The 21,222-nt window shown below is 69.2% G+C and carries 20 protein-coding genes and 1 pseudogene; 8 read left to right on the top strand and 13 right to left on the bottom strand.

The window, feature by feature from the left end; genetic code table 11:
- Positions 1–174 precede the first annotated feature (174 nt).
- Positions 175–2,601: a GAF domain-containing protein gene (locus tag VGV13_08175; GenBank protein ID HEV8641059.1), complete on the top strand. Its 2,427-nt coding sequence runs from the start codon at positions 175–177 to the stop codon at positions 2,599–2,601.
- Between the two features lie 10 nt (positions 2,602–2,611).
- Here VGV13_08175 and VGV13_08170 read toward each other — a convergent pair whose 3' ends face one another.
- The 4 genes from VGV13_08170 to VGV13_08155 all read right to left on the bottom strand — a co-directional run bounded on the left by VGV13_08170 (position 2,612) and on the right by VGV13_08155 (position 7,906).
- Positions 2,612–3,769, bottom strand: coding sequence for a YncE family protein (locus VGV13_08170; protein ID HEV8641058.1), 1,158 nt, complete (start codon positions 3,767–3,769; stop codon positions 2,612–2,614).
- A 22-nt stretch (positions 3,770–3,791) separates the two neighbouring features.
- Entirely contained in the window at positions 3,792–4,778 is a 987-nt protein-coding gene (locus VGV13_08165; protein ID HEV8641057.1) for an aldo/keto reductase, read from the bottom strand.
- A 146-nt stretch (positions 4,779–4,924) separates the two neighbouring features.
- Complete coding sequence (locus tag VGV13_08160) at positions 4,925–6,802, bottom strand: aldehyde ferredoxin oxidoreductase family protein (protein ID HEV8641056.1); 1,878 nt, start codon at positions 6,800–6,802, stop codon at positions 4,925–4,927.
- A gap of 102 nt (positions 6,803–6,904) precedes the next feature.
- Positions 6,905–7,906 carry a UdgX family uracil-DNA binding protein gene (locus tag VGV13_08155; GenBank protein HEV8641055.1) on the bottom strand — a complete coding sequence of 334 codons (1,002 nt, stop codon included), beginning with the start codon at positions 7,904–7,906 and terminating at the stop codon, positions 6,905–6,907.
- Between the two features lie 85 nt (positions 7,907–7,991).
- On the opposite strand from VGV13_08155, the gene VGV13_08150 reads away from it, so the two are divergent.
- On the top strand, positions 7,992–8,126 hold the full coding sequence (locus tag VGV13_08150) for a hypothetical protein (protein ID HEV8641054.1): 135 nt from the start codon (positions 7,992–7,994) through the stop codon (positions 8,124–8,126).
- Between the two features lie 46 nt (positions 8,127–8,172).
- On the opposite strand, the gene VGV13_08145 is transcribed toward VGV13_08150, so the two are convergent.
- Together VGV13_08145 and VGV13_08140 are read right to left on the bottom strand one after the other, a co-directional pair.
- Positions 8,173–8,766, bottom strand: a complete 594-nt coding sequence (locus tag VGV13_08145) for a pyridoxine 5'-phosphate oxidase C-terminal domain-containing protein (protein HEV8641053.1) — start codon at positions 8,764–8,766, stop codon at positions 8,173–8,175.
- Positions 8,763–9,089 carry a hypothetical protein gene (locus VGV13_08140; GenBank protein ID HEV8641052.1) on the bottom strand — a complete coding sequence of 109 codons (327 nt, stop codon included), beginning with the start codon at positions 9,087–9,089 and terminating at the stop codon, positions 8,763–8,765. The genes VGV13_08145 and VGV13_08140 overlap by 4 nt, the downstream gene beginning before the upstream one ends.
- 164 nt (positions 9,090–9,253) lie before the next feature.
- Between VGV13_08140 and VGV13_08135 the strand changes: the two genes are divergently transcribed.
- The gene (locus VGV13_08135; GenBank protein ID HEV8641051.1) at positions 9,254–10,012 is read left to right on the top strand and encodes a Sir2 family NAD-dependent protein deacetylase; all 759 of its coding nucleotides are present in this window, start codon (positions 9,254–9,256) and stop codon (positions 10,010–10,012) included.
- Between the two features lie 202 nt (positions 10,013–10,214).
- Here VGV13_08135 and VGV13_08130 read toward each other — a convergent pair whose 3' ends face one another.
- From VGV13_08130 to VGV13_08110, 5 genes are read right to left on the bottom strand one after another with little or no spacing between them, the layout of a single operon-like run.
- Complete coding sequence (locus VGV13_08130) at positions 10,215–10,886, bottom strand: dienelactone hydrolase family protein (protein HEV8641050.1); 672 nt, start codon at positions 10,884–10,886, stop codon at positions 10,215–10,217.
- Positions 10,858–11,103, bottom strand: coding sequence for a TauD/TfdA family dioxygenase (locus tag VGV13_08125; GenBank protein HEV8641049.1), 246 nt, complete (start codon positions 11,101–11,103; stop codon positions 10,858–10,860). Before VGV13_08125 ends, VGV13_08130 begins: the two co-directional genes overlap by 29 nt.
- A gap of 20 nt (positions 11,104–11,123) precedes the next feature.
- Positions 11,124–11,510, bottom strand: coding sequence for a TauD/TfdA family dioxygenase (locus VGV13_08120; protein ID HEV8641048.1), 387 nt, complete (start codon positions 11,508–11,510; stop codon positions 11,124–11,126).
- A complete protein-coding gene (locus tag VGV13_08115; GenBank protein ID HEV8641047.1) occupies positions 11,511–12,473 on the bottom strand; it encodes a D-2-hydroxyacid dehydrogenase in 963 nt (320 codons plus the stop codon).
- Entirely contained in the window at positions 12,470–13,441 is a 972-nt protein-coding gene (locus tag VGV13_08110; GenBank protein HEV8641046.1) for a 2-hydroxyacid dehydrogenase, read from the bottom strand. The genes VGV13_08115 and VGV13_08110 overlap by 4 nt, the downstream gene beginning before the upstream one ends.
- A gap of 107 nt (positions 13,442–13,548) precedes the next feature.
- On the opposite strand from VGV13_08110, the gene VGV13_08105 reads away from it, so the two are divergent.
- Complete coding sequence (locus VGV13_08105) at positions 13,549–17,595, top strand: UvrD-helicase domain-containing protein (GenBank protein ID HEV8641045.1); 4,047 nt, start codon at positions 13,549–13,551, stop codon at positions 17,593–17,595.
- 22 nt (positions 17,596–17,617) lie between these two features.
- On the opposite strand, the gene VGV13_08100 is transcribed toward VGV13_08105, so the two are convergent.
- Positions 17,618–17,932, bottom strand: coding sequence for a type II toxin-antitoxin system PemK/MazF family toxin (locus tag VGV13_08100; protein ID HEV8641044.1), 315 nt, complete (start codon positions 17,930–17,932; stop codon positions 17,618–17,620).
- Entirely contained in the window at positions 17,932–18,189 is a 258-nt protein-coding gene (locus VGV13_08095) for a ribbon-helix-helix protein, CopG family (GenBank protein HEV8641043.1), read from the bottom strand. The genes VGV13_08100 and VGV13_08095 overlap by 1 nt, the downstream gene beginning before the upstream one ends.
- 115 nt (positions 18,190–18,304) lie before the next feature.
- On the opposite strand from VGV13_08095, the pseudogene VGV13_08090 reads away from it, so the two are divergent.
- The 4 genes and pseudogenes from VGV13_08090 (at position 18,305) to tcuA (ending at position 21,222) form a co-directional block, all read left to right on the top strand.
- A pseudogene (locus VGV13_08090) lies at positions 18,305–18,475 on the top strand (Fic family protein).
- A 68-nt stretch (positions 18,476–18,543) separates the two neighbouring features.
- Positions 18,544–19,326: a DUF2470 domain-containing protein gene (locus VGV13_08085; GenBank protein HEV8641042.1), complete on the top strand. Its 783-nt coding sequence runs from the start codon at positions 18,544–18,546 to the stop codon at positions 19,324–19,326.
- Positions 19,327–19,415: 89 nt separating this feature from the next.
- Entirely contained in the window at positions 19,416–19,730 is a 315-nt protein-coding gene (locus VGV13_08080; protein ID HEV8641041.1) for an EthD family reductase, read from the top strand.
- Between the two features lie 7 nt (positions 19,731–19,737).
- On the top strand, positions 19,738–21,222 hold the full coding sequence (gene tcuA / locus VGV13_08075; protein ID HEV8641040.1) for an FAD-dependent tricarballylate dehydrogenase TcuA: 1,485 nt from the start codon (positions 19,738–19,740) through the stop codon (positions 21,220–21,222).

Below are 21,222 nucleotides of genomic sequence, written 5' to 3'. Positions count from 1 at the left end.
GCAGCGCGAATGCCAACTGCGCGCCCGCGCGCTGCCGAAGTTTCTCGCGCAGTTACGCCGGCGCGGACGCCGGGGCTCTGACGGTTTCGGGTCGCGCCGGCAGACGCGTGTTGACGTGATGACACGCCAGGGGCGAGTGAGCGGGCTGGCCCAGCCTGCTACAATGACGGCGGCATGAAGAGCATCGGCGACGGCCTCTCCCCCGGCGCGGCCGATCTCCAGTCGGCCCTCGGCGCAGACGCCAAGAGCTTCCCGTTCCGGTGCGAGCTGAGCCTGGCGCCGCTGGTCGCCTTCTGGACGAAGCCCTCCGGCGACGACCGATCGACCAGAGGGACGATCGCGCGGATCGTCGCCGACGAGGTTCAAAAGGCCCCCGAGCTGCTTCGCACGATCGAGGACGCCTCCTTCTTCGAGCGCCATCGGGACCTCGTGGACGTCCTCATGGCTGCCGTCTTTCCGCCGGCGTTCTGGAAGCAGGAGTACGGGGCCGCCATGATCCCCTTCCAGCTGCGCGGCTTCTACGCGACGCCGCCCCTCAAGCAGCTGTTCATGTCCGAGGACGGCGCGCTCCAGGGACGCGTGAACCTCGAGGAGCACATGGTGGGCGCCATGCGCCGGGCCTACGCCCATGCGCTGATCCTGCGCCGCGTCTACGGGATCGATATCGACGTCGACTACCCGCTCATCATCACGGTCGCCGACCCGGAGACCCGGCTCGAGCGCCACTTTCGGATGCTGTTCGACTGGCAGTTCGTGGACGTGGAGTCGGTCGGAACCGTCCCCGCGCTGAGTGAGCGGTGCCTGCAGCGCCTGCACGCCAATATCCTTGATGCCGAGCTGCTCGGCGAGGCGCTGCCCGCCGACCGCTTCCTGTTCCGCGGCGTGACGATCTTCCGGGCCCTGGAGGTCACCGATCAGGAGGTGCTCTCGGCGCTCAAGCACGACCTCATCGATCGCGATTCGATCGTCTCCGACGCCAAGTTCCTCGGGCTGCAGGCGAAGATGCAGACGCTCTTCCGTCGTCCCGATCTTCGCTTCGGGCTGGCCGCGCTCGACGGCGAGCGCGTGCTCATCCTCAACAGCGGCGTCCGTCACGAGCACGCCTGCATCTTCGCCGATTCCATCCATCACAATATGTCGGAGTTCGCCGGCTCCATCTACCAGCGCGCAGTTCTCCAGGGCGAGCCCCTGATCGTGGCCGACCTCGCCGCGCTGTCCGATCGGACGCCCATCGAGGACCAGCTCGTCCAGAGCGGCGCCCGCAGCATGATCGTCGCGCCGCTCCGCTATCAGGACCGGGTCATCGGCACCTTCGGTCTGGCCTCCCCGCATCCCCGCGACCTCGACGCCACGCTGCTGCCGAAGCTGCACGACGTGCTGCCGCTCTTCTCGATGGCGGTGCAGCGGAGCATGGAGGAGCTGAACGCCCGCATCCAGACCCAGATCAAGGAGAAGTTCACGGCGATCCACCCGGTGGTGGAGTGGCGCTTCCGCAAGGCCGTGCTCGACGGCCTCGAGCACCACGGGGACGGTGCCGGCTTCGAGCTGGAGCCGATCGTCTTCGAGAACGTGTACCCGCTCTACGCGCTCTCGGACATCCGCGGCTCCTCGACCCAGCGGGCCCTGGCCATCCGACACGACCTCCTGGCTCAGCTCCAGCTGGCCAAGGACGTGGTCCAGGCGGCGCACCAGGCCCGGCGGCTGCCCGTGCTGGACGAGCTCCTCTACCGGATCGACACACACGTCGTCCAGATCGAAACCGGCCTCGCGTCGGGCGGCGAGGTGGGCGTCATCTCGTTCCTGAGATCGGATGTCGAGCGCCTGTTCGATCGCCTCCAGGAGTTCGGGCCCGGCGTGCGGGCCCGGATCGAGGCCTACCGGGTGGCCCTCGACCCGCGGCTGCGGACCGTCTATCGCCAGCGTCGCGTGTTCGAGGAGAGCGTCACCCGCGTCGCCGAGACGATCTCGTCATACCTGGACCTGGAGGAACAGGCCGCCCAGGGGATGTTCCCGCACTACTTCGAGAAGCAGAAGACGGACGGGGTCGATCACCAGATCTACGTCGGCGCCGCGCTGGTGGAGGACGGCCGGTTCGATCCCTTGTATCTGAAGAATCTCCGGCTCTGGCAGCTCATGGTCGTGTGCGGGATCGCCGCGCGGGCGGACCAGCTCACGAAGAGCCTGCCGGTGCCGCTGCAGACGACGCACCTGATCCTCGTCCAGCACGCCCCCCTCTCGATCCGGTTCCGTTTCGACGAGAAGCGCTTTGACGTGGACGGCGCCTACGACATCCGTTACGAGATCGTCAAGAAGCGGATCGACAAGGCGGTGGTCAAGGGCGCGACCGAGCGCGTGACCCAGCCCGGCCAGATCGCGATCGTCTACGCTCAGCCCGGGGAGGCGCTCGAGTATCGGGGCTACATCGAGTACCTCCAGCACCTTGGCTACCTGAGCGGCGAGGTGGAGGACCTGGAGCTCGAGGAGCTCCAGGGCGTCCACGGCCTGCGCGCGCTACGGGTCACCGTGGCGCTCAGCGAGCCCCAGACGGAGCGGCCGCTGGCGGCCAGCGCGCTCCCCGCGGCGTCCGGCGCGGGTCGCTAGGAGATCGGCGCTACTTCTCCGCGGTCCGGATGGCCGCCGGGCCGCCGTTCACCTTGATGCGCGCCGTCTGGCGCAGGGCGCTGCCGTTCCAGTCGAAGACCCAGACCTCCTTCTCCACCATGTTGCCGACCAGGATCGTGCGGCCGTCGGGAGAGAAGGCGGCGCCCTGCGACCAGTGGCCGATGGGCGCCTCGGCGACCTTGCTGAGCGAGGTGCCGCTCACGCGGAGGAGCACCAGCTTGCCGTTGTCGTTGTAGAACGGCGACTCCTTGGCCTTGTTGCTGCCGTTCATGACCACCACGGCGACGACGGAACTGTCGGGCGAGACCTTGATGCCCTCGGGCGTCTGGCCCACCGTCACCGTCTCCACCACCCGCGGCGGCTTGGCCCGGAGGTCGATCAGGCTGATGGTGTCCGCGTCACCGCCGCCCCGGCCGATGTTGGCCACCGCGGCGAAGGCGCCGTTGGAGGCGATGTCGATGCCGTAGGGCCGGATGCCGGCGTGCATGTCGCGCTTGGTGTACTCGACCTTGGTGCCGTCGATCGACAGCACGGAGATCTTGTCGTCACCGTCGCGGCTCACCAGCGCCAGCTTGCCATCGGGCGAGATGGTCACGTGGCTCACGCCGGCCTTCGCGTCGCCGATCTCGATCTTGCCGGCCGGGGTCACCGTCTTACCCTGGATGATGAAGACCGATACCGTCCCCTCAGCCCGGTTGGCCACCAGCGCCAGCGTGCCCTGGCGGTTGATGCTGAGGCCAGCCGCGGCCTTGCCGGCCTCCAGGGTGGCGATGACCCGGGGCGGCGAAGCCTTGAGGTCGATGACCGACAGGCGGTTGTCGGGCGCCTGCTTGGTGGGATCCGCGGGGTCGACTTTCGAGGCCGACGTCACCAGAGCCAGGCCCTCATCGGGCGTGATGGCCACGCTGACCGGCGGCCCCACCACACTGGCTGGCGCCTGGACCTCGGCGACGACCCGCGGCGGGCTGGCCTTGAGGTCGATGATGGCCACCGTGTCGGGCGGCGGATTCGGCACGACCTTGTTGGTGCCGTTGACGTTGACGACCTTGTTGTCGTTGGCCGAGACCGCGATCTGGGCGTCCGCCATCGAGGCGAGCGTGAGGACCGCGAGGACCAGGGCGAGGGCGACGCACCGCTGGGCGTTCATCGTGGTTTCCTCCTCATCGGGCTCAGAGGTAGATCCCCTTCATCTGGGGCTCGGGGTAGCGCGTGCCGGAGGCGGCGCCGGGGGGAACGGCGGCCGAGATCCGCTCGACGTCGCGCGCGTCCAGCCGCACGTCCAGCGCGCCGAGGTTTTCGTCCACGCGGCTCTTTCGCTTGGTGCCGGGGATGGGAACGATGTCCCGGCCCTGGGCCAGGAGCCATGCCAGCACGAGCTGCGCCGGCGTGCACCCCTTGTCCTTGGCGATCTGCTCGAGGCGGTGCACCAGCTCCAGGTTGTGGAAGAAGTTCGTGTCCTGAAAGCGGGGGTGCTCGCGGCGCCGGTCACCTTCCGGCAGGTCGCTGGGGTTCTGAATCTGCCCCGTGAGGAATCCGCGTCCGAGCGGCGAGTAGGCGACGAAACCGATGCCGAGCTCGCGGCAGGTCGCCAGCGTCTCCTCGGCCTGGGTGCGATAGAGGAGCGAGTACTCGCTCTGGACCGCGGCCAGGGGGTGAACGGCGTGGGCTCGACGGATGGTCTCCGGCTTCGCCTCGCAAAGCCCGAGGTAACGCACCTTGCCCCGCTCGATCAGCCGCGCCATCCCGCCCACCGTGTCTTCGATGGGCACGCTCCGGTCCACGCGGTGCTGGAAATAGACGTCGATCACCTCCACGCCGAGCCGCTTCAAACTCGCATCGCAGGCCTGCTCGACGTACTCGGGCCGCCCGTTGACGAGGTTGCCGCCCCCGGCGGGGTTCTTCACCTGACCGAACTTGGTGACCAGCACCACCTGGTCGCGCCGGCCCCGGATCGCCCGCCCCAGCAGCTCCTCGTTCTGGCCCCAGCCATACATATCGGAGGAGTCGAGGAAGTTGATGTCCCGATCCAGGGCGTGGTGGATGACGGCGATGGATTCCGCGTCGTCGCCCTTGCCGTACACGCCTGACATCGACATCAGGCCGAGCCCGATGGCCGATACCTCCAGCCTGCTCTTTCCCAGCGTCCGCTGCTGCATACGGTTCCCCCTTTTCGACACTGCGGCGGATTCTACTATGTCAGCCGACCTGCGCCAGACCATGAAGCGGGCCGGCGGCGCCGATCAGCCGGACCTCGACTTCCTCGAGGAGGTGGACCGGCCCGCCGTCTGATCCGGTGGTCGCGTCAGCTCTTGACCGCGTCCTCCAGCCCCAGCTCCGCCAGCTTGGCGGCCGTCGGCCGGCCCGTCTCCGGGTCCCAGCCGGCCATCGCGTAGTAGGTCCGGCGGGCCGAGAGGAACTCGTCGCGGTCGATCGACTGGCCCTGGAGCGGGCCGTTGCCGATGCCCTCGTGCATCCGCTGGGGCAGGACGTCGTCGTCGGGCGTGAAGCCCTCGCGGTCGTTGAACAGGCGCGCCAGCGTGTTGTTGCGCTCGCCGACCTTCATGAGCTCGTAGAGACTCATGTTCCAGCCGGTCACCGCGTTGATGTAGCTGACCATCGGCTCCAGCTCGAGGCCGTTGAGGGGCGTGCCGACGAAGTCGCACATACCGACGGAGTTGTAGCTCGACCAGACCTTCTGGGTCTCGAAGAAGGCCCGCACCTTCTTGGCGTCGAGGACGAGCGGGTCGAGCGGCTCGATGAGCCCCAGCACCCCCATCGGGTGGCCCTGGGCGTGGAACCCGGCGTAGAGCGGATCGTGCGGCGCCTCCATGTGGTCCGCGCCGGTCGGGGAGAGCGCGTAGGCCAGCGAGAGCCCCTTCTTGCCCCGCGGATCGTGCATGGGCAGCTCCTGCCCCTTGACGTGGAGCGCGAACCGCTGGGCCCCGGAGCCGAGCTCGGCGGCCGCGCGCTTGACGCCCTCGCCCAGCAGCCGGCCGATGCCCTCCCGCTTGCCGATCAGGTGCACGATCTGGACGACGGCGTCGGCGTTGCCCCAGGTGAGCTCGATTCCGCCCGTCATCTCCTTGGTGATGATGCCGTGCTCGTAGCACTCCATGGCAAAGGCGATGACGGCGCCGGTGGAGATCGAGTCGAGCACGTACTGGGCGTAGAGCTGGTTGACGAGGGCCAGCGCGTTGAGGTCGCTCACGCCGCAGAGCGAGCCGGAGGCGGCGAGCGTCTCGTACTCCGGACCCCCGTACTTCGGCGTCACCCCCAGGTCTTTGACCTCCACCTCGCGCTTGCAGGCGACGGCGCAGGCGTAGCAGGTGCCGCGGTTGACCAGGATGGTATCGCGCATCGTCTGGCCGCTGATCGCGCGGGCGTGCTCGAAGGAGCCGTCGCGGAAGTTGCGGGTCGGCAGGATGCCGGAGGCCTCCAGGGCCATCACGGCGCTGGACGACCCGAGCTGGTGAAAGCGGTCCTTGGCACGATCGTAGTGCTCCTTGAACCACACGAGCTGGCCCTTGGCCTTCTCCTTGTCCGTCGCGATCGGTGGCTTCGAGCCGCGGACCACCACGGCCTTGAGGTTCTTGGCGCCCATCACGGCCCCCAGACCGCCCCGGCCGTGGAAGTGCTTGAGCTGGTTCACGATGGCGGCGAAGCGCACGCCCCGCTCGCCGGCGATCCCGGTCTGGAGCACGCGGATGCGCTTGTCGCCCAGCTCCAGCTCGAGGCCGTCCTGCACCTCGCCGGAGAGCTTGCCCCAGTAGGGCCGCGCGTCCCGGAACTCGACCTGCCCGTCCTTGATCCAGAGATAGACGGGCTCCTCCGCCCGCCCGCGGATGACGACGCCGTCCCAGCCGGCCGCCCGCAGCTCCGGGCCCCACCAGCCGCCGGCCTCGGATTCGCCGTACCCGCCGGTCAGCGGCGATTTCGCCGCCGCCGTGTAGCGGTTGGTGCCGGAGAGCGAGAGCCCGTTGATGACGCTGGTCGTGAAGACCAGGACGTTGTCGGGCCCCAGCGGGTCGACGCCGGGCCGCATCTCGCGCAGCAGGAGCCAGGCGGCCAGCGCGCCACCGCCCAGGTACTTGCGCATGACCGTCTCCGGGATCTCCTCGACCCGGGTCTGCCGCGTGGTGAGGTCGACGTGCAGGAGCTTGCCGGTGATGCCCGACGCCATGATGTGCCCTCCTCGAAGTCTGCTGACCTCCGGACGCTCAAATCCTAATCTGCCGCGCGGCGCGCTTCAGGACTTTTTTCTGGGAGCTGGCGGCGCCCCGGCCTACGCCGCCTGGGCGACGAGCCTGAGGTCCTCCACCAGCATCCGGTAGAGCTGTGCCTGCGCCGCCTCGTCTTCGCCTCTGAGCACGGCGGAGGGATGCAGCGTGGCCATCGTCTTCGGCGCCCAGCGGGTGGCGGTGAAGCGCCCGTGCTCCTTCATCAGCCGGAAGTCGGGCCCGAGGAGCGCGCGAGCGGCGGTGGCGCCCAGGCCGACCACGATCTCGGGCTTGATGACTCCCAGCTCGGCCTCGAGCCAGGGCCGGCAGGCGGCGATCTCGGACAGACGCGGCGTCTGATGGATGCGGCGCTTGCCCCGTTGGACGAACTTGAAGTGCTTCACCGCGTTGGTTACGTAGAGCCGCTCGCGCGGAAGGCCGACCTCCTCGAGCGCGCGGTCGAGCACCTCGCCGGCCGGACCCACGAACGGCGCGCCCTGGAGATCTTCCTGGTCGCCGGGTTGCTCGCCCACCAGCGCGATGCGGGCGTCGGCGGGGCCCCGGCCGAAGACCGTCTGGGTGGCGAGGCGGTACAAGTCGCACCCGGTGCAACGCGTGGCGGCTTGGCCGACCTCGGCGAGACTCGCGCTGGCGGGCACGAAGGGCGCCGCGCCGGGGCCGGCCTCCTCGACACGCTGCATCTCCTCGAGCTCCTCGCGATACGCCGCGCGGCGCGCCTGACCGGCCAGGGCGAAGAGCCGCCGGACCTGGCCATCGCTCCCGCTCTTCAGGAGATCGCGGTTCTCGTGGACCAGGCGCCAGAGGATCTCGTAGAGCAGACGCCACCGAGCGGGATCGCGGTGGCCGGCGACCTGGCGCGCCAGGTCGAGGAACTGGCGGGGAACACGGGCGACCGCGGGCGAGAACGCGCCGGGCCCCGTCCCTGACACCAGACCCGGGGCGGCCTCACGCCATTCCACCTCGGCCGGCGGCACGCCCTCGCGCAGCAGCGCGCGGGCCGCCCCCTGCCAGGCCTCGAACGTGGGCTCGATCTCGACCTCTCTCACCGCGCCCTCCAGCGCCGTAGCATAACCCGACGCGGCCGGCACTTTCGCTTACACTCCCCCTACCAGGCGAGCGCGGGGGGCAGAGATGGACACGCGGGATCTCGGGTTCACGCCCATGACGACCCAGGCGCAGACCCTCTACGGGCTCCTCGTCGCGCGCGGCCACGGCGAGGTGGACACCAGCGGAATCTTCAAGCTCTACGACGATCGCCCGGTCTGACGCCTCGAAGATCGCGTCGTAGCGCGCGCAGAAGCTGTCCGCGGCGCTAGGGCACCAGGAACTGCTCGCGCCAGCCGCGGCCGCTGCGCGTGTAGAGGTGCCGATCGTGCAGGCGGTCGGGGGAGCCGTGCCAGGCTTCGATGCGGTGGGGCACGAGATAGACGCCGCGGAACACCTCGGGCCGGGGCACGGACTCGGGCGTCGGGTACTGCCGGCGGAGCGCCTCGATCCCGCGACGGAACTCCTCGGGCGAGGCCACGACGCTGCTCTGGGGATGGACCGTGCCGTAGTAGAGATCGAGCAGGCGCGACTCGTGGACCTTCTGCCCCCAGTACCGCTCGACCAGCGGCTCGGGCATCGGCGCCAGCGCGCCCCGCGCGCGGTACTGACGGCGGATGCTGGTCCAGAGCAACAGGCACTCGTAACGGCCGGTCTGCAGGGGACGCCACTTCGGGCTCGTGGCGCTCACCAGCAGCCCGAGACCCTTGGGTCCGACGTCGCGGAGGACCAGCGCGCGGGCGCCGGGCGCGCCCGACCCATCAGAGGTGGCGAGGATGCAGACATCGACGAGCGGATCGCCCGCCGCGCGGGCGCGCTCCCGCTCGCCGGCGATTTCGGCGATGGGGTCGGGGGCGCTCACGGAGCGGGGGGCGTCACCTCCAGGATCTGCACGTCGAAGTGGAGCGTCTTGCCGGCCAGCGGATGCCGGGGCTGAGCGCGTCGGGCGGGACCGTGCCCCTGGGAACTGCGACCACCGCAGTGGGATCGACCGACCCGTAGCCCTCCTCCGGAGGGACCGTGACCTGCTTGCCGTCGCCGGCCCGGAGGGCCGCCGAGCGCCTCCTCCAGCGCGGGGAGGATCTGGTTGTCGCCGTGCGTATACGTGATCGGCTCCTGTCCTGCTTCGTCCTTCAGCGTGTACTCGAGCCGAACGGTCGAGCCGTTCTCGATGACGGGGCCCATCGGCCTGGCGCCTCCGGCTGCTTCCGCCTGGTGCGCGCGTCTCAGAATGCGGAAGAGCAGCCGAGACACGGGCTGGTGGATCGCGGTTCCCCAATGAGCCGGCGGTCGCCCCAGACATTCGTACTATACGTGAGGGGATTGGTCTGGGCTAGACTCGCCGCACGATGGTGTCGACGGACGCGACGGTCCGATCGTGGATCGAGGTCGCTCGACGCGTCGTGGCGCTGACGGGCGCCGGGATCTCCACCGACTCGGGCATTCCGGACTTCCGGGGGCCGCAAGGCGCGTGGACCAGGAACCCCGGCGCCGAGAAGATGGCGACGCTCCAGCACTACCTGGCCGATCCGGAGGTGCGCCGGCGCGCCTGGCGTAACCGGCTCCAGTCGCCCGCCTGGCGAGCCCGGCCCAACGCCGGCCACCGCGCCCTCGTCGTCCTCGAGCGCCGCGGCCAGCTCGATGCGCTGATCACCCAAAACGTGGACGGGCTGCACCAGATGGCCGGCTCGTCGCCCCCGCGCGTGATCGAGATCCACGGCACGATGCGCGAGGTGACGTGCCTGGCCTGCGCCGAGCGGGCGCCCACGGAACGGGTGCTCGAGCGCGTCCGCGCCGGCGAAGAGGACCCGCCGTGCCGGACGTGCGGCGGCATCCTCAAGACGGCAACGATCTCGTTCGGTCAGCCGCTGGTGCCGGAGGACCTGGCCCGCGCCGAGGCCGCCGCCCGGCAGTGCGACCTCCTGCTGGCGGTCGGCACCAAGCTCTCGGTCTGGCCAATCGCCGGCGTCGTGCCCCTGGCCAAGGAGGCGGGGGCGCGCGTGGTGATCGTGAACGCCGAGCCCACCGAGATGGATCAGCTCGCCGACGCCGTGCTCCGTGGCTCGATCAGCGCGCTGCTGCCGCCCCTCGTCGGCGCCGAGCCCTGACTCGCTGCCCTTCGGGGCCTGTCGGTGGCCACTGCCCGCCCTTTCGAGCGCCTGCTCCGCCGGCGTTCGAGCGCGGGCTTCGCCCGCGCAATCACACTGGGGAGGTTCAGAGGGGGCCGTGAGGCCCCCTCTGACTATGGATCTCGGAGGGGGCCGTCGCGCCCTGTGGGCGCGCCTGTGGAGTCGCCCCCTCCGACGTAAGCTACCCCAGGTGCTTGCGCAGGAAGTCCACCGTGCGCTCGCGCGCCAGCCGGGCGCTGGGCTCGTGGTAGCTCGCCCGCTCGTCGCAGTTGAAGCCGTGCCCGGCGGGGTAGATGTGCATCGGGACCGTCGGCTGGGCGGTCCGGATGCGGTCCCAGTGCTCGTGGGGGATCGACTGGTCGGTCTCGCCGAAGTGGAGCAGCACCGGGCAGCGCGGCCGCTCGGAGGCGAAGTCGGCGACGGCGCCTCCGTAGTACCCCACTGCCGCCGCCGGCCCGTCGACGCGCGTCGCCGCCAGCCAGGCCACCGAGCCGCCCATGCAGTAGCCGACCACGCCGATCTTGAGCTTGTCGGCCTGGAGCGCCCGCACGCCGGCCCGGAGGTCCGCCACCATCGCGTCCCAGCCGATCTTCCCGCGGATCGCGCGTCCCCGCTCGATGTCGGCCTGCTGGTAGCCCATGGACACGTTGGGCTCGACGCGATCGAAGAGCGCCGGCGCCAGCGCCACGTACCCGTCGGCGGCGAAGCCGTCGCACACCTTCTTGATGTGGGAGTTGACGCCGAAGATCTCCTGGACGATCACGAGCCCGCCCCTCGGCTTGCCGGTCGGGGTGGCGCGATAAGCGGAGAGCTTGTGGCCGTCTTCAGCCGTGAGCGCTACGGTCTGGCCCATCGTCGTTCTCCTTTCGCTGCTGCGCCTGGAGCGGCCGGCCGTCTATCGCGGTCGGTCCCTCTCCGGCGACCGTGGTCCGATGCATCACACGACGGTACTTGGATTCATCCCAGGGGCGTCCCCGATGCAGGACGCACCGATTGTCCCACATCACGAGATCGGTGACGCGCCACGAGTGGCGATAGACGAACTGGGGCTGGGTCGCGTACTCGAGCAGCGCCCCTAGTGCCGTTCCAACTATTCGCGCCTAGGAAGGCACCGTGTACGTCGTTCGTGGACAGATTTAGTATCAACAAGTTGGAACGGCACTAGGAGCTTCCGCCCCTCGTCCACCGGCCAGCCGAGGATGTGCGAGGCGGGGGAGCCCAGAAAGAGCGACCGGCGCCGCGTCACCGGATGCGTCCGGACCAGCGTCTGCTGGACGGGCGGGAGCGCCGCCGCTTCCACCTCGCTGAACCGGTAGCCGATGAGGCTCCGCGAGTACACGATGCTGTGCTCGACGACGAGGCCTTGGAGGCGGTCCTTCCTGTCCTCGGGCAGGGCGTCCCAGGTGACCTTACCCCGCCGCACCAGATCGGCGAGGCCCAGCGCGTCGTACCGCTCGTACTCGGCGAAGCCGCCCATTCAGTAGCCCTTCCGCTTGTCGATGACCGCCACCAGGGGTTGGCCGGCGCGCAGCCGGCGGAGGTTTTCGCAGAGCGTGTCGATGGCGCGCCCGGCGCGCCGGGGCGAGCCGCCGGCGGTGTGCGGCGTCACGATCACGCGCGGATGGGTCCAGAGCGGATGGCCGGCCGGCAGCGGCTCGGGATCGGTGACGTCCAGCCCGGCGGCCCAGATCAACCCCTCCTCCAGCGCCCGGAGCAGGTCGTCGCCGTAGACGATCGCGCCCCGGGTCACGTTGATGAGGACCGCGGAGGGGCGCATCCGGCGGAAGAGATCGCGCGTGAAGAGGTGATGGGTCGCCTTGGTCAGCGGCAACCCGATGACGACGACGTCGGAGGCCCCCAGCAGGTCGTGCAGCCGGTCGGGCTTCCAGATCGCCTCCACGCCCGGCTCGGGCGGCACGTCCTCGATGTCCACCGCCAGCACGCGCATCCCGAAGCCGAGGGCGCGGCGCGCCACCTCCCGGCCGGTCCCGCCGAAGCCGACGATCCCCATCGTCTGCTCGAACAGCTCACGCTGCTCCCGGCGGATCGACTCGCGCAGGCCATAGTCGGGCCGGCGCATCGCCGTATGGAGACCTCGAGTGAGCGCCAACAGCAGGGCGAAGGCGTGCTCGGCCAGGTGGATACCGACCTGGCCCTTCTCGCTGGCCAGGATGACGTCGCTCTCGATCAGCTCGGGCGTGAGGATGGCGTCCACTCCGGCGCCGATGGACTGGTAGTAGCGCAGGCGCTTGGCGCGGGTGAAGATCTCCGCCGACACGCGCCCGAACAGCACGTCGGCGTCGACGATCTCCGCGCGCTGCTGATCGGCATCCTTCGCCTCGACCAGGCGGGCGCCGGGGCCGGCGGCCTCCAGGATCCGCGCCCGGTCTCCAGCCTCGAGTGACGGCACGATCATGAGGGGCGTATAGAGGATCTTCATGGACGCAGCTCCGGGATGACCCACAGCGGCTCGCGCCCGGCGGCCACCCGCTCGATGTTGTCGAAGGAGTTGCGGAAGGCCTTGCTCCAGTTCTCCCAGGTGGGGCCGGCCATGTGGGGGGTGAGGATGACGTTGTCGAGGGCGAACAGCGGGTGCTGGGGGGCCGGCGGCTCCTCCACCATCACGTCCAGCCCGGCGCCGGCGATCAGCCCGCTGGTCAGCGCCTTCTCGAGCGCCACCTCGTCCACCACCGGGCCCCGGCAGGTGTTGATCAGGACCGCGCTCGGCTTCATGAGGGCGAGCTGGCGCGCGCCCAGCATGTTGCGCGTGCTCTCGTTCAGCGGCACGTGCAGCGTGACCACGTCGGAAGTGCGGAGGAGCTCCTCGAAGAGGACGAAGCGGACTCCCAGCGCGTCCTCCTGGTCCTCGCTGAGCCTCACGATGTCGTAGTAGCGGACCTGCGTGTCGAACGCCCGCACTCGCCGCGCCACCTTCTTGCCGATGGTGCCGAGCCCCACGATGCCCACGGTCTTGCTGGCCAGCTCGTAGAGACGGTGCTCGTCGAAGCCGCCCATTCGCCAGTTGCCGGCGACGACGTTGCGGTGGAGCCAGGGGAGCCGCTTGAGCACCGCCAGCATCAGCATCACGGTGTGCTCGGCCACGGCCACCGAGTTGGAGCCGCCGTTGTTGGCGATGGGCACGCCGGCCTTGCGGGCGGCTTCGATGTCGATGCGGTCGTAGCCGGCGCTGATGAGCTGGACCAGCCGGAGCGCGGGCGCGGCGCGGAAGAACTCATCGTCCATGCCACCCCGGGCGAACCCCATCCAGTACGCGGCGTCCTTCATCTCGCCGAGGAAGGCCGGCGATCTCCGGTCGAGGACTTCCAGCTCATAGCCCGGGGGCAGCATGGCGCGGGCGATGTCCATGACGGCGGCGGGGAGCGGGGGAGAGAAGACGATCTTGGTCACGGCGGTCTCCTTGGCTCGGGAATCGCGAGGACGCGCGGCGTTCCTCGTATGGGGCGAAAGCATAGGCGCGCGAGCGGCCGCCCGTCTACTGGTATAGTCGAGGCGGCATGGCGGCCGACCGCATCCTCGAGGGGCTCAACGAGGCGCAGCGCGAGGCCGTCAGCCACGACGCCGGCCCGCTCCTGATCGTCGCCGGCGCCGGCACCGGGAAGACCACCGTCATCACCCGGCGCATCGCCCACCTGATCGCCCAGCGCCGGGCCCGGCCCGAAGAGATCCTCGCCCTGACCTTCACCGACAAGGCCGCGGCGGAGATGGAGGAGCGCGTCGACACCCTGGTGCCCTACGGCTACGCCGACGTCGAGATCGCGACCTTCCACGCCTTCGGCGACCGCATCCTGCGCGAGCACGCGCTGGAGATCGGGCTCACCCCCGATTTCCGGGTTTTCAATCGCGCCGAGCAGGTGATCTTCCTTCGGGACCGGCTCTTCGAGCTGCCCCTCGACCACTACCGTCCACTCGGCGACCCGACGAGGCACCTGCAGGCGCTCATCACGCTCATCAGCCGCTGCAAGGACGAGGATGTCGCGCCCGAAGAGTACGGGGCCTATGCCGAGCGGCTGGCCCGCGAGGCCACGCTGGCCCCCGACTACGAGGAGGCGCGCCAGCGCGCCGCCCAGCAAGCCGAGCTGGCGGCGACCTACGCCAAGTACCGGGAGCTGACGGCCCGCGAGGGCGTCGTCGACTTCGGCGACCAGATCGTGCTCGTGCTCCGCCTCCTCCGCGCGCGCCCCTACGTGCTGGGCGCCTACCAGCGCCGCTTCAAGTACATCCTGGTGGACGAGTTCCAGGACACGAACTACGCGCAGTTCGAGCTCGTGAAGCTGCTGGCGGCGCGTCACGCCAACGTGGCGGTCGTCGCTGATGACGATCAATGCCTGCCGTCCGGCACACTGGTGGAGACCGCGACCGGTCCTCGCCCGATCGAATCATTTAAGCCCGGTGATGCAGTCCTCACAGCAGCGGGGAAAGGCTTCCTAGGAACAAGCGTTGTCACACGCGTGTTCAGGCAGAGAAAGCACACGCGCCTTTTGACATTCGAGACCGAGTCGGGGCGCCGGCTCACTGTGACCGATAACCACAAGATGTTCTGTTATGTGCCGAGGCGAGGGCCGTCAGACGAGCTTACCTACGTTTACCTAATGGAGCGGCGGGATCTCGGTTGGCGTATCGGCGTTACGAATGATTTGGCGGTCCGGCTCCGCTTGGAAGCTGGAGCGGATCGGATCGTTGGCCTTCGCGCGTTTCGCTCGGAGGCTGAGGCTCGCTACCATGAGGTGCTGTGGTCGCTGAAATACTCGATTCCCACGTTGCCGTTCATGCCTCGCAGTGACGTGATGATTGTTGGCAACTACCTCGAGGGACTCTTCCGCCAGCTCGAAACGAGAAAGAACGCCGAAATGCTGGCCGTCGAGCTGGGTATCGATCTGAACGCACACCACTTCGCCCTAGGCGGAGTGCATCGCGGCGGGCAATCGCGCGTCAAGGTTGTTCTTACGATGTGCTGGCGCCGGTACGCACCTAAGAAGGGGGCGAGGCTCCTCAAGGCACCCCAGATTCTCCACGGAGTCAGCGTGGAGACTTCGGCGCCAGGTGTAATCGAACGCCTGCGCGCTGCCGGGCTCTCACTTCGCAAGGCGAAGCGTGGATGGCGCCATCGGGCCACAAGCACCTCGCTGCGTGAGGTCGGTATTCGGGCCGAGCTCCTCTGCGAACTGACCGGCGGCATTCTCGAGGTTTGCTTTGATGTTGGACGGGGCCCGGTGAAGTCCAAGGGGGCGCTCGTCATGCCAGCCGGGAACGTGCTGCCCGGACACTACGTGCCCGTTGTCAGGGACAATCGAGTCGTGTACGAGCGGGTGGTCGACGTTTCCGAGAGAGTCCAAATGCAGGACGTCTATGATCTCGAGATAGACCGCACGCACAACTTCGTGGCCGAGGGGATTGTAGTCCACAACTCGATCTACAAGTTCCGGGGCGCCGCCATCTCCAATGTGCTGGGCTTCCTCGAGGCCTATCCTGAAGCCGCCCAGATCGTCCTGACCGACAATTACCGGTCGACGCAGGAGATCCTGGACGCCGCCTACCGGCTCATCCAGTACAACAACCCCGACCGACTGGAGGTCCGCAGCGGAATCAGCAAGCAGCTCACGGCGCGGGCGGGAGCCGGCCGGTCGCCCGCCCACCTGCACTACGAGACGGCGAGCCAGGAGGCGGACGCCGTCGCCCAGATGATCCGCGAGCGGGTCGAAGAGGGAGTATGGCGCTACGACGATGTGGCGGTCCTGGTGCGCTCGAACGGGGACGCCGACCAGTTCCTCCGCTCCCTGAACCTCCGCGGCATTCCGTGGACCTTCTCCGGGAACGCCGGACTCTATGGTCGTCCGGAGATCCGGCTGCTCATCGCCTTTCTGCGCGCGGTTGTGCACGTGGACGAGTCGGTGAGCCTGCACTATCTGGCATCGTCCGAGCTCTACCAGGTGCCGATCGTCGATCTCACCCGCTGCTCGACCTACGCCGATCGCAAGCACGTCTCGCTGTTCGACGTCCTCCGACGGGTCGACAAGATCGCCGAGTTGCGCGACGAGGTCAGCGAGGAGGGGCACGCGGCCGTCGGTCATCTCGTGGCGCATCTCGCCCGCTACATGGAGCTGGGACGGGAGGTCCCGACGGGCGAGGTGCTGTACCAGTTCCTGAAGGACTGTGGCTGGCTGGGACGGATGTACCGGGCGGAGACGGCGCGGGACATCGCGGAAACGAACAACATCGCGAAGTTCTTCGATCGGATCCGGTCGGCGTCCAAGGCGCTCCGCTACGACAATGTGCGGGAGTTCGTCAAGCACCTCGACGCGCTGATCGACGCTGGAGAGGATCCGGCCGTGGCTGAAGCGGACGTCGAAACCCCGGCCGTGCACGTGCTCACCGTCCACAAGGCCAAGGGCCTCGAGTTCCCGGTGGTCTTCCTGGTGAATCTCGTGCAGGACAAGTTCCCGTCGCGGCGGCGGCGGGACGCGCTGGAGCTGCCCGTGGCGATGATCAAGGACACGCTGCCCTCCGGCGACTTCCATCTCCAAGAGGAGCGCCGCCTCTTCTACGTGGGCATGACGCGCGCCAAGCGCGAGCTCTACCACACGAGCGCGCGCGACTACGGCGGCACCCGTCAGCGCAAGGTGAGCCAGTTCGTGCTGGAGGCGCTCGACCTGCCGCGCGATGCCGCGCACCCCTTCAAGGCCCGCGCAGTCGAGGAGATCGAACGGTTCGCGCCGCCGGCGCAGACCGGCGAAGGCACGATGGTGCCGCTGGCGCCGGATGAAGAGCTGACGATCAGTCACAAGCAGATCGACGACTATCAGACGTGCCCGCTCAAGTATCAATACGTCCACGTCCTGAGGGTCCCGATCCGGCGGCACCACACCGTCGCCTACGGATCGATCGTCCACAAGACGGTCGAGTACTACCTACGCCGGCGGGCGGTCGGCAACTACACTCCGCTCGACGATCTCCTGGGCGCGTACGAACGCGCGTGGGCCGGGGAGGACATCCTGCGCGAGCGCCCTGGGTTGAACGAGCCGGCGGAAGGCTTCCTCACCCGCGAGCACGAGGAGGCCCGGCGGGCGGCCGGGCGCAAGGCGCTGACGCGCTTCTGGCACGAGGAGGAGGCGGCGGGCGCCAAGCCGACGCACGTCGAGAAGGAGTTCGGCTTCAACCTGGGGCCTGACCGCGTCCGGGGCCGCTTCGACCGCGTGGACGAGGACCTGCTCGGCGCGGTGATCGTCGACTACAAGACGGGCGACGTCGTCCGGCAGAAGGACGCCGACCGCCGCACCGTGGCGAGTCTCCAGCTCAAGATCTACGCGCTGGCCTGGCGGGAGATGACGGGCACGCCGCCCCAGCGCCTGGAGCTTCGTTTCGTGGACTCGAACCTGATCGGCCGCCACACCCCGACCGAGGAGGATATAAAGGAAGCGGTGGCGGCGGTGAAGGCGGCGGCCGCCGGCATTCGCGCGCGCCGGTTCGAGGCGACGCCCTCCTACAACGCGTGCCGCTTCTGCGCGTACAATCAGATCTGCCCGTTCACCGCGACCAGCGAGTAGGGCCGACTCCCGCCCCGGCCGGTTAGGAGAGGCCGAGAGCGAATCGGAGCGCGCGCTCCACGGCCGCCAGCTTTTCCGGCGGGAGCGGGCCGATGAGCTGCGTCAGCGCCCGCTTGGGGATGGTTGTGATCGTGTCGAGGTTGGCCACGCATGCCTTCGGCAACCCTTCCGCGGGCCCGAGACCAACCTCGGTGGGAATCTGCCGAATCCGCGTCGTGACTGAGGCGACGGTCACCAACTCGCGCACGGCATAGGCCTCGTTGCGTGACAGCAGCACCACCGGCCGCCGGCCGGCGGGGGCCGGCAGCTCCGCCCACCACACCTCGCCGCGGCGCATTACCAATCTTCGGCGGCCAGAAGACGGATGGCGGCCGCTTCCGCGGCCTTGACCTCCCGGCGCCCCTCGGGCTTGCGCCGGTACCCCGCCTCGTACTCGCGGACCAGCGCCCGCTGGGCCTCGTGGTCGAGCCAATGCCGGAGGGCCTCCTGGATCGCGGCGCTCCGGGTCTTGCCCCTCGCCCGGCGCACCCGCTCGAGGATGCGATAGAGATCGTCCGGGATGCTGACGGCGACCTTCGTCGCTGCCTTCGGCATGCCGCCTCCCTGGTATGGCAAGAGTATAACCATGGTCATACCACTGGGACAAGCGCCACCGCGCGCCGGGAGAGGCCCTGCTAATCCACCGACCTCTGAAAGGTCTCTTTCAATGGCATCTGTGTTATTATCGCCGCCCGAGGCGCTCATGGAGTGCCTCGACGCGTGGGAGAAGTTCCTTCACGATCGGTCGCTGCCGATCCTCGTGCAGGCCGCGCTGATGCATGTCCAGTTCGAGGCCATCCATCCGTTCCTGGATGGTAATGGTCGGGTTGGTCGCTTGATGCCCCGACTGAGAGCCAACGCCAACGGCCGGGGTCTGGCCGAAGGGATCGCCACCTTGCGGAAGATGCTATGAGCCGTCACGCCGATCCGCCGCGCGTGTCCGACGCGCCCCCGGTCCCCGAGCCCACGTTCGCCGAGCGCGCCCGCACGCTGGTGGACCAGGGACGGACGGGGACGCTGGCGACGCTCTCGCGCAAGCATCCCGGCCACCCGTTCGGCTCGATCATGCCGTACGCGCTCGACGCCGAGGGGCGCCCGCTGCTCCTGATCAGCTCGATGGCGATGCACACGCAGAACTTGGGGGCGGATCCCCGCGCCAGCCTCTTCGTGACCCAGGCCGGGACGACCGGCGAACCGCTGGCGGCCGGGCGGGTGACGCTGATGGGCGAGGCGCGCCCCCTGCCGGCCGAGCAGCGGGTCGCCGCGCGGGCGACGTACCTCGCCCGTCACCAGAGCGCGGCCTACTGGGCGGAGTTCGAGGACTTCGGCTTCTGGCGGCTCGAGGTCACCGATGTCTACTTCGTCGGTGGCTTTGCCGCGATGGGGTGGGTGGAGGCGGAGGAGTACCGGCGGGCCCGGCCCGACCCGCTGGCGGAGGTCGCCCCGGGGATCCTCGAGCACATGAACCGCGACCACGCCGACGCGCTGGTGGCCTACGCGCGGTTCTTCGCGGGCGCCCAGGCCGAGGAGGCGACGATGGCCGCCGTGGACCGCCTGGGGTTCAAGCTCCGCCTCCGCCAAGGCCAGCGGCGGTGGAGCGTGCGCATCCCGTTCCCGCGGGAGGTCACCAGCGCCGGGGACAGCCGCGCGGTCTTGATCGAGATGCTGCGACGGGCCCGGGGCGGGACCTAGCCTCCTCTTCGCGACGGGCCGTCTCGCTTGACACCTCGGCGCGGCCCGCATAGCGTACGCTTCACCACACCCTCAAGAGGAGGTCGGCCATGATCCGCGTGACGGTGCTCTACCCGAACGAATCGGGCAAGAAGTTCGACCACGACTACTACAAGAACAAGCACATGACGCTGGTCGCCGAGCGGCTCAAGAGCTTCGGCCTGATCCGCTACGAGGTCGACAAGGGCGTGGCCGGCGGCGCGCCTGGGGTCCCGGCGCCGTTCGTGGGGGCGTGCCACCTCTACTTCAATGCGCTCGGCGACTTCCAGAAGGGGATCGGTGCGCACAACAAGGAGATCATGGGCGATATCCCGAACTACACGAACATCCAGCCGCAGATCCAGATCAGCGAGATCGTGGGCTGACCCCGACGTGAGCGGACCATACGACGTCGTCGTGGTCGGCGGCGGCAACGCCGCCCTCTGCGCCGCCCTCTCGGCCCGCGAGCACGGTGCGCGCGTGCTCGTGCTAGAGAAGGCGCCCGAGGCCTGGCGCGGAGGCAACGGCTTCTTCACGGCCGGGGGCTTTCGCTTCGCGTTCAAGAGCTTCGAGGAGCTGCGCGAGCTGGTGGGCGACCTCTCCGACGGGGAAGCGGCCTCGATGGAGGTGGACCCATACACCGAGGACACGTATTACGACGACCTCATGCGGGTCACCGAGGACTGCGCCGACCCCGATCTGGCACTGCTCCTGGTGCGGGAGTCCCAGCCGACCGTGCGCTGGATGAAGGGGCGCGGCATCCGCTGGATCCCCATGTTCGGCCGTCAGGCCTACAAGGTCGGCGACCGCTTTCGCTTCTGGGGCGGGCTCGTGCTGGAGGCGGTGGGGGGGGGAGCGGGGCTGATCGACATGGAGTACGCGGCGGCGGCCAAGGCCGGGATCGACGTGCGCTTCGAGGCCAAGGCCACCCGCCTCATCGTGGACGACCGGGGCGCCGTCACCGGCGTCGTCGTGCGCACCCCGTCTGGCACGGAGTCACTCGCTTCGCGCACCGTCGTGCTGGCCTCGGGCGGCTTCGAGGCCAACCCCGAGATGCGCACGCGCTACCTCGGCCCCAACTGGGAGCTGGCGCGCGTCCGCGGCACCCCGTACAACACCGGCGACGGCATCCGCATGGCGCTCGAGATCGGGGCGCTGCCCTGGGGCCACTGGAGCGGCTGCCACTCCGTGCAGTGGGACCTCAACGCGCCCTGGCACGGCGATCGGAAGGTCGGCGACAACTTCCAGAAGCACTCCTATCCGCTGGGCATCATCGTCAACCTCCGGGGCGAGCGCTTCGTGGACGAGGGCGCGGACTTCCGCAACTACACCTACGTCAAATACGGGCGGGCGGTCATCGAGCAGCCCCGACGCGCCGCCTTCCAGATCTTCGACCAGAAGGTCGTCCACCTGCTGCGCGAGGAGTACCGCATCCGCGAGGTGACGAAGGCGGAAGACATGACGCTGGAGGGGCTCGCCCGCAAGCTCGAGATCGACGGGGCGGGGTTCGTGGCCACGGTGACCGCGTTCAACGCCGCCGTCCAGCCCGGCGTCTTCAACCCGGCCATCAAGGACGGCCAGGCCACGCGGGGGATCACGCCGCCCAAGTCGAATTGGGCCCTGCCGCTCGACACGCCGCCCTACGTGGGCTACGCCGTGACCACGGGGATCACCTTCACCTTCGGGGGGCTGCGGATCACACCCGACGCCCAGGTGATCGACTGCGAGCAGCGCCCGATTCCCGGTCTCTTCGCCGCCGGCGAGCTGGTGGGGGGGCTCTTCTATCACAACTATCCGGGCGGGGCGGGGCTGATGGCCGGCGCCGTGTTCGGCCGCATCGCCGGCCGCACCGCCGCGCGGGCGGCTCGCGGAGGCTAG

This window comes from Candidatus Methylomirabilota bacterium (assembly GCA_036001065.1).
Classification (GTDB): domain Bacteria; phylum Methylomirabilota; class Methylomirabilia; order Rokubacteriales; family CSP1-6; genus MNEF01.
The sequence above is the reverse complement of the archived record's forward strand: the minus strand, read 5'-3'. Positions and strand labels throughout refer to the sequence as shown.

Bases quoted from the DNA above. Each gene is read 5' to 3' on its own strand.
- VGV13_08175 (HEV8641059.1), top strand. From the start codon at position 175: ATGAAGAGCATCGGCGACGGCCTCTCCCCCGGCGCGGCCGATCTCCAG.
- VGV13_08170 (HEV8641058.1), bottom strand. From the start codon at position 3,769: ATGAACGCCCAGCGGTGCGTCGCCCTCGCCCTGGTCCTCGCGGTCCTC.
- VGV13_08165 (HEV8641057.1), bottom strand. From the start codon at position 4,778: ATGCAGCAGCGGACGCTGGGAAAGAGCAGGCTGGAGGTATCGGCCATC.
- VGV13_08160 (HEV8641056.1), bottom strand. From the start codon at position 6,802: ATGGCGTCGGGCATCACCGGCAAGCTCCTGCACGTCGACCTCACCACG.
- VGV13_08150 (HEV8641054.1), top strand. From the start codon at position 7,992: ATGGACACGCGGGATCTCGGGTTCACGCCCATGACGACCCAGGCGCAG.
- VGV13_08140 (HEV8641052.1), bottom strand. From the start codon at position 9,089: ATGGGCCCCGTCATCGAGAACGGCTCGACCGTTCGGCTCGAGTACACG.
- VGV13_08135 (HEV8641051.1), top strand. From the start codon at position 9,254: ATGGTGTCGACGGACGCGACGGTCCGATCGTGGATCGAGGTCGCTCGA.
- VGV13_08130 (HEV8641050.1), bottom strand. From the start codon at position 10,886: ATGGGCCAGACCGTAGCGCTCACGGCTGAAGACGGCCACAAGCTCTCC.
- VGV13_08120 (HEV8641048.1), bottom strand. From the start codon at position 11,510: ATGGGCGGCTTCGCCGAGTACGAGCGGTACGACGCGCTGGGCCTCGCC.
- VGV13_08115 (HEV8641047.1), bottom strand. From the start codon at position 12,473: ATGAAGATCCTCTATACGCCCCTCATGATCGTGCCGTCACTCGAGGCT.
- VGV13_08105 (HEV8641045.1), top strand. From the start codon at position 13,549: ATGGCGGCCGACCGCATCCTCGAGGGGCTCAACGAGGCGCAGCGCGAG.
- VGV13_08100 (HEV8641044.1), bottom strand. From the start codon at position 17,932: ATGCGCCGCGGCGAGGTGTGGTGGGCGGAGCTGCCGGCCCCCGCCGGC.
- VGV13_08095 (HEV8641043.1), bottom strand. From the start codon at position 18,189: ATGCCGAAGGCAGCGACGAAGGTCGCCGTCAGCATCCCGGACGATCTC.
- VGV13_08085 (HEV8641042.1), top strand. From the start codon at position 18,544: ATGAGCCGTCACGCCGATCCGCCGCGCGTGTCCGACGCGCCCCCGGTC.
- VGV13_08080 (HEV8641041.1), top strand. From the start codon at position 19,416: ATGATCCGCGTGACGGTGCTCTACCCGAACGAATCGGGCAAGAAGTTC.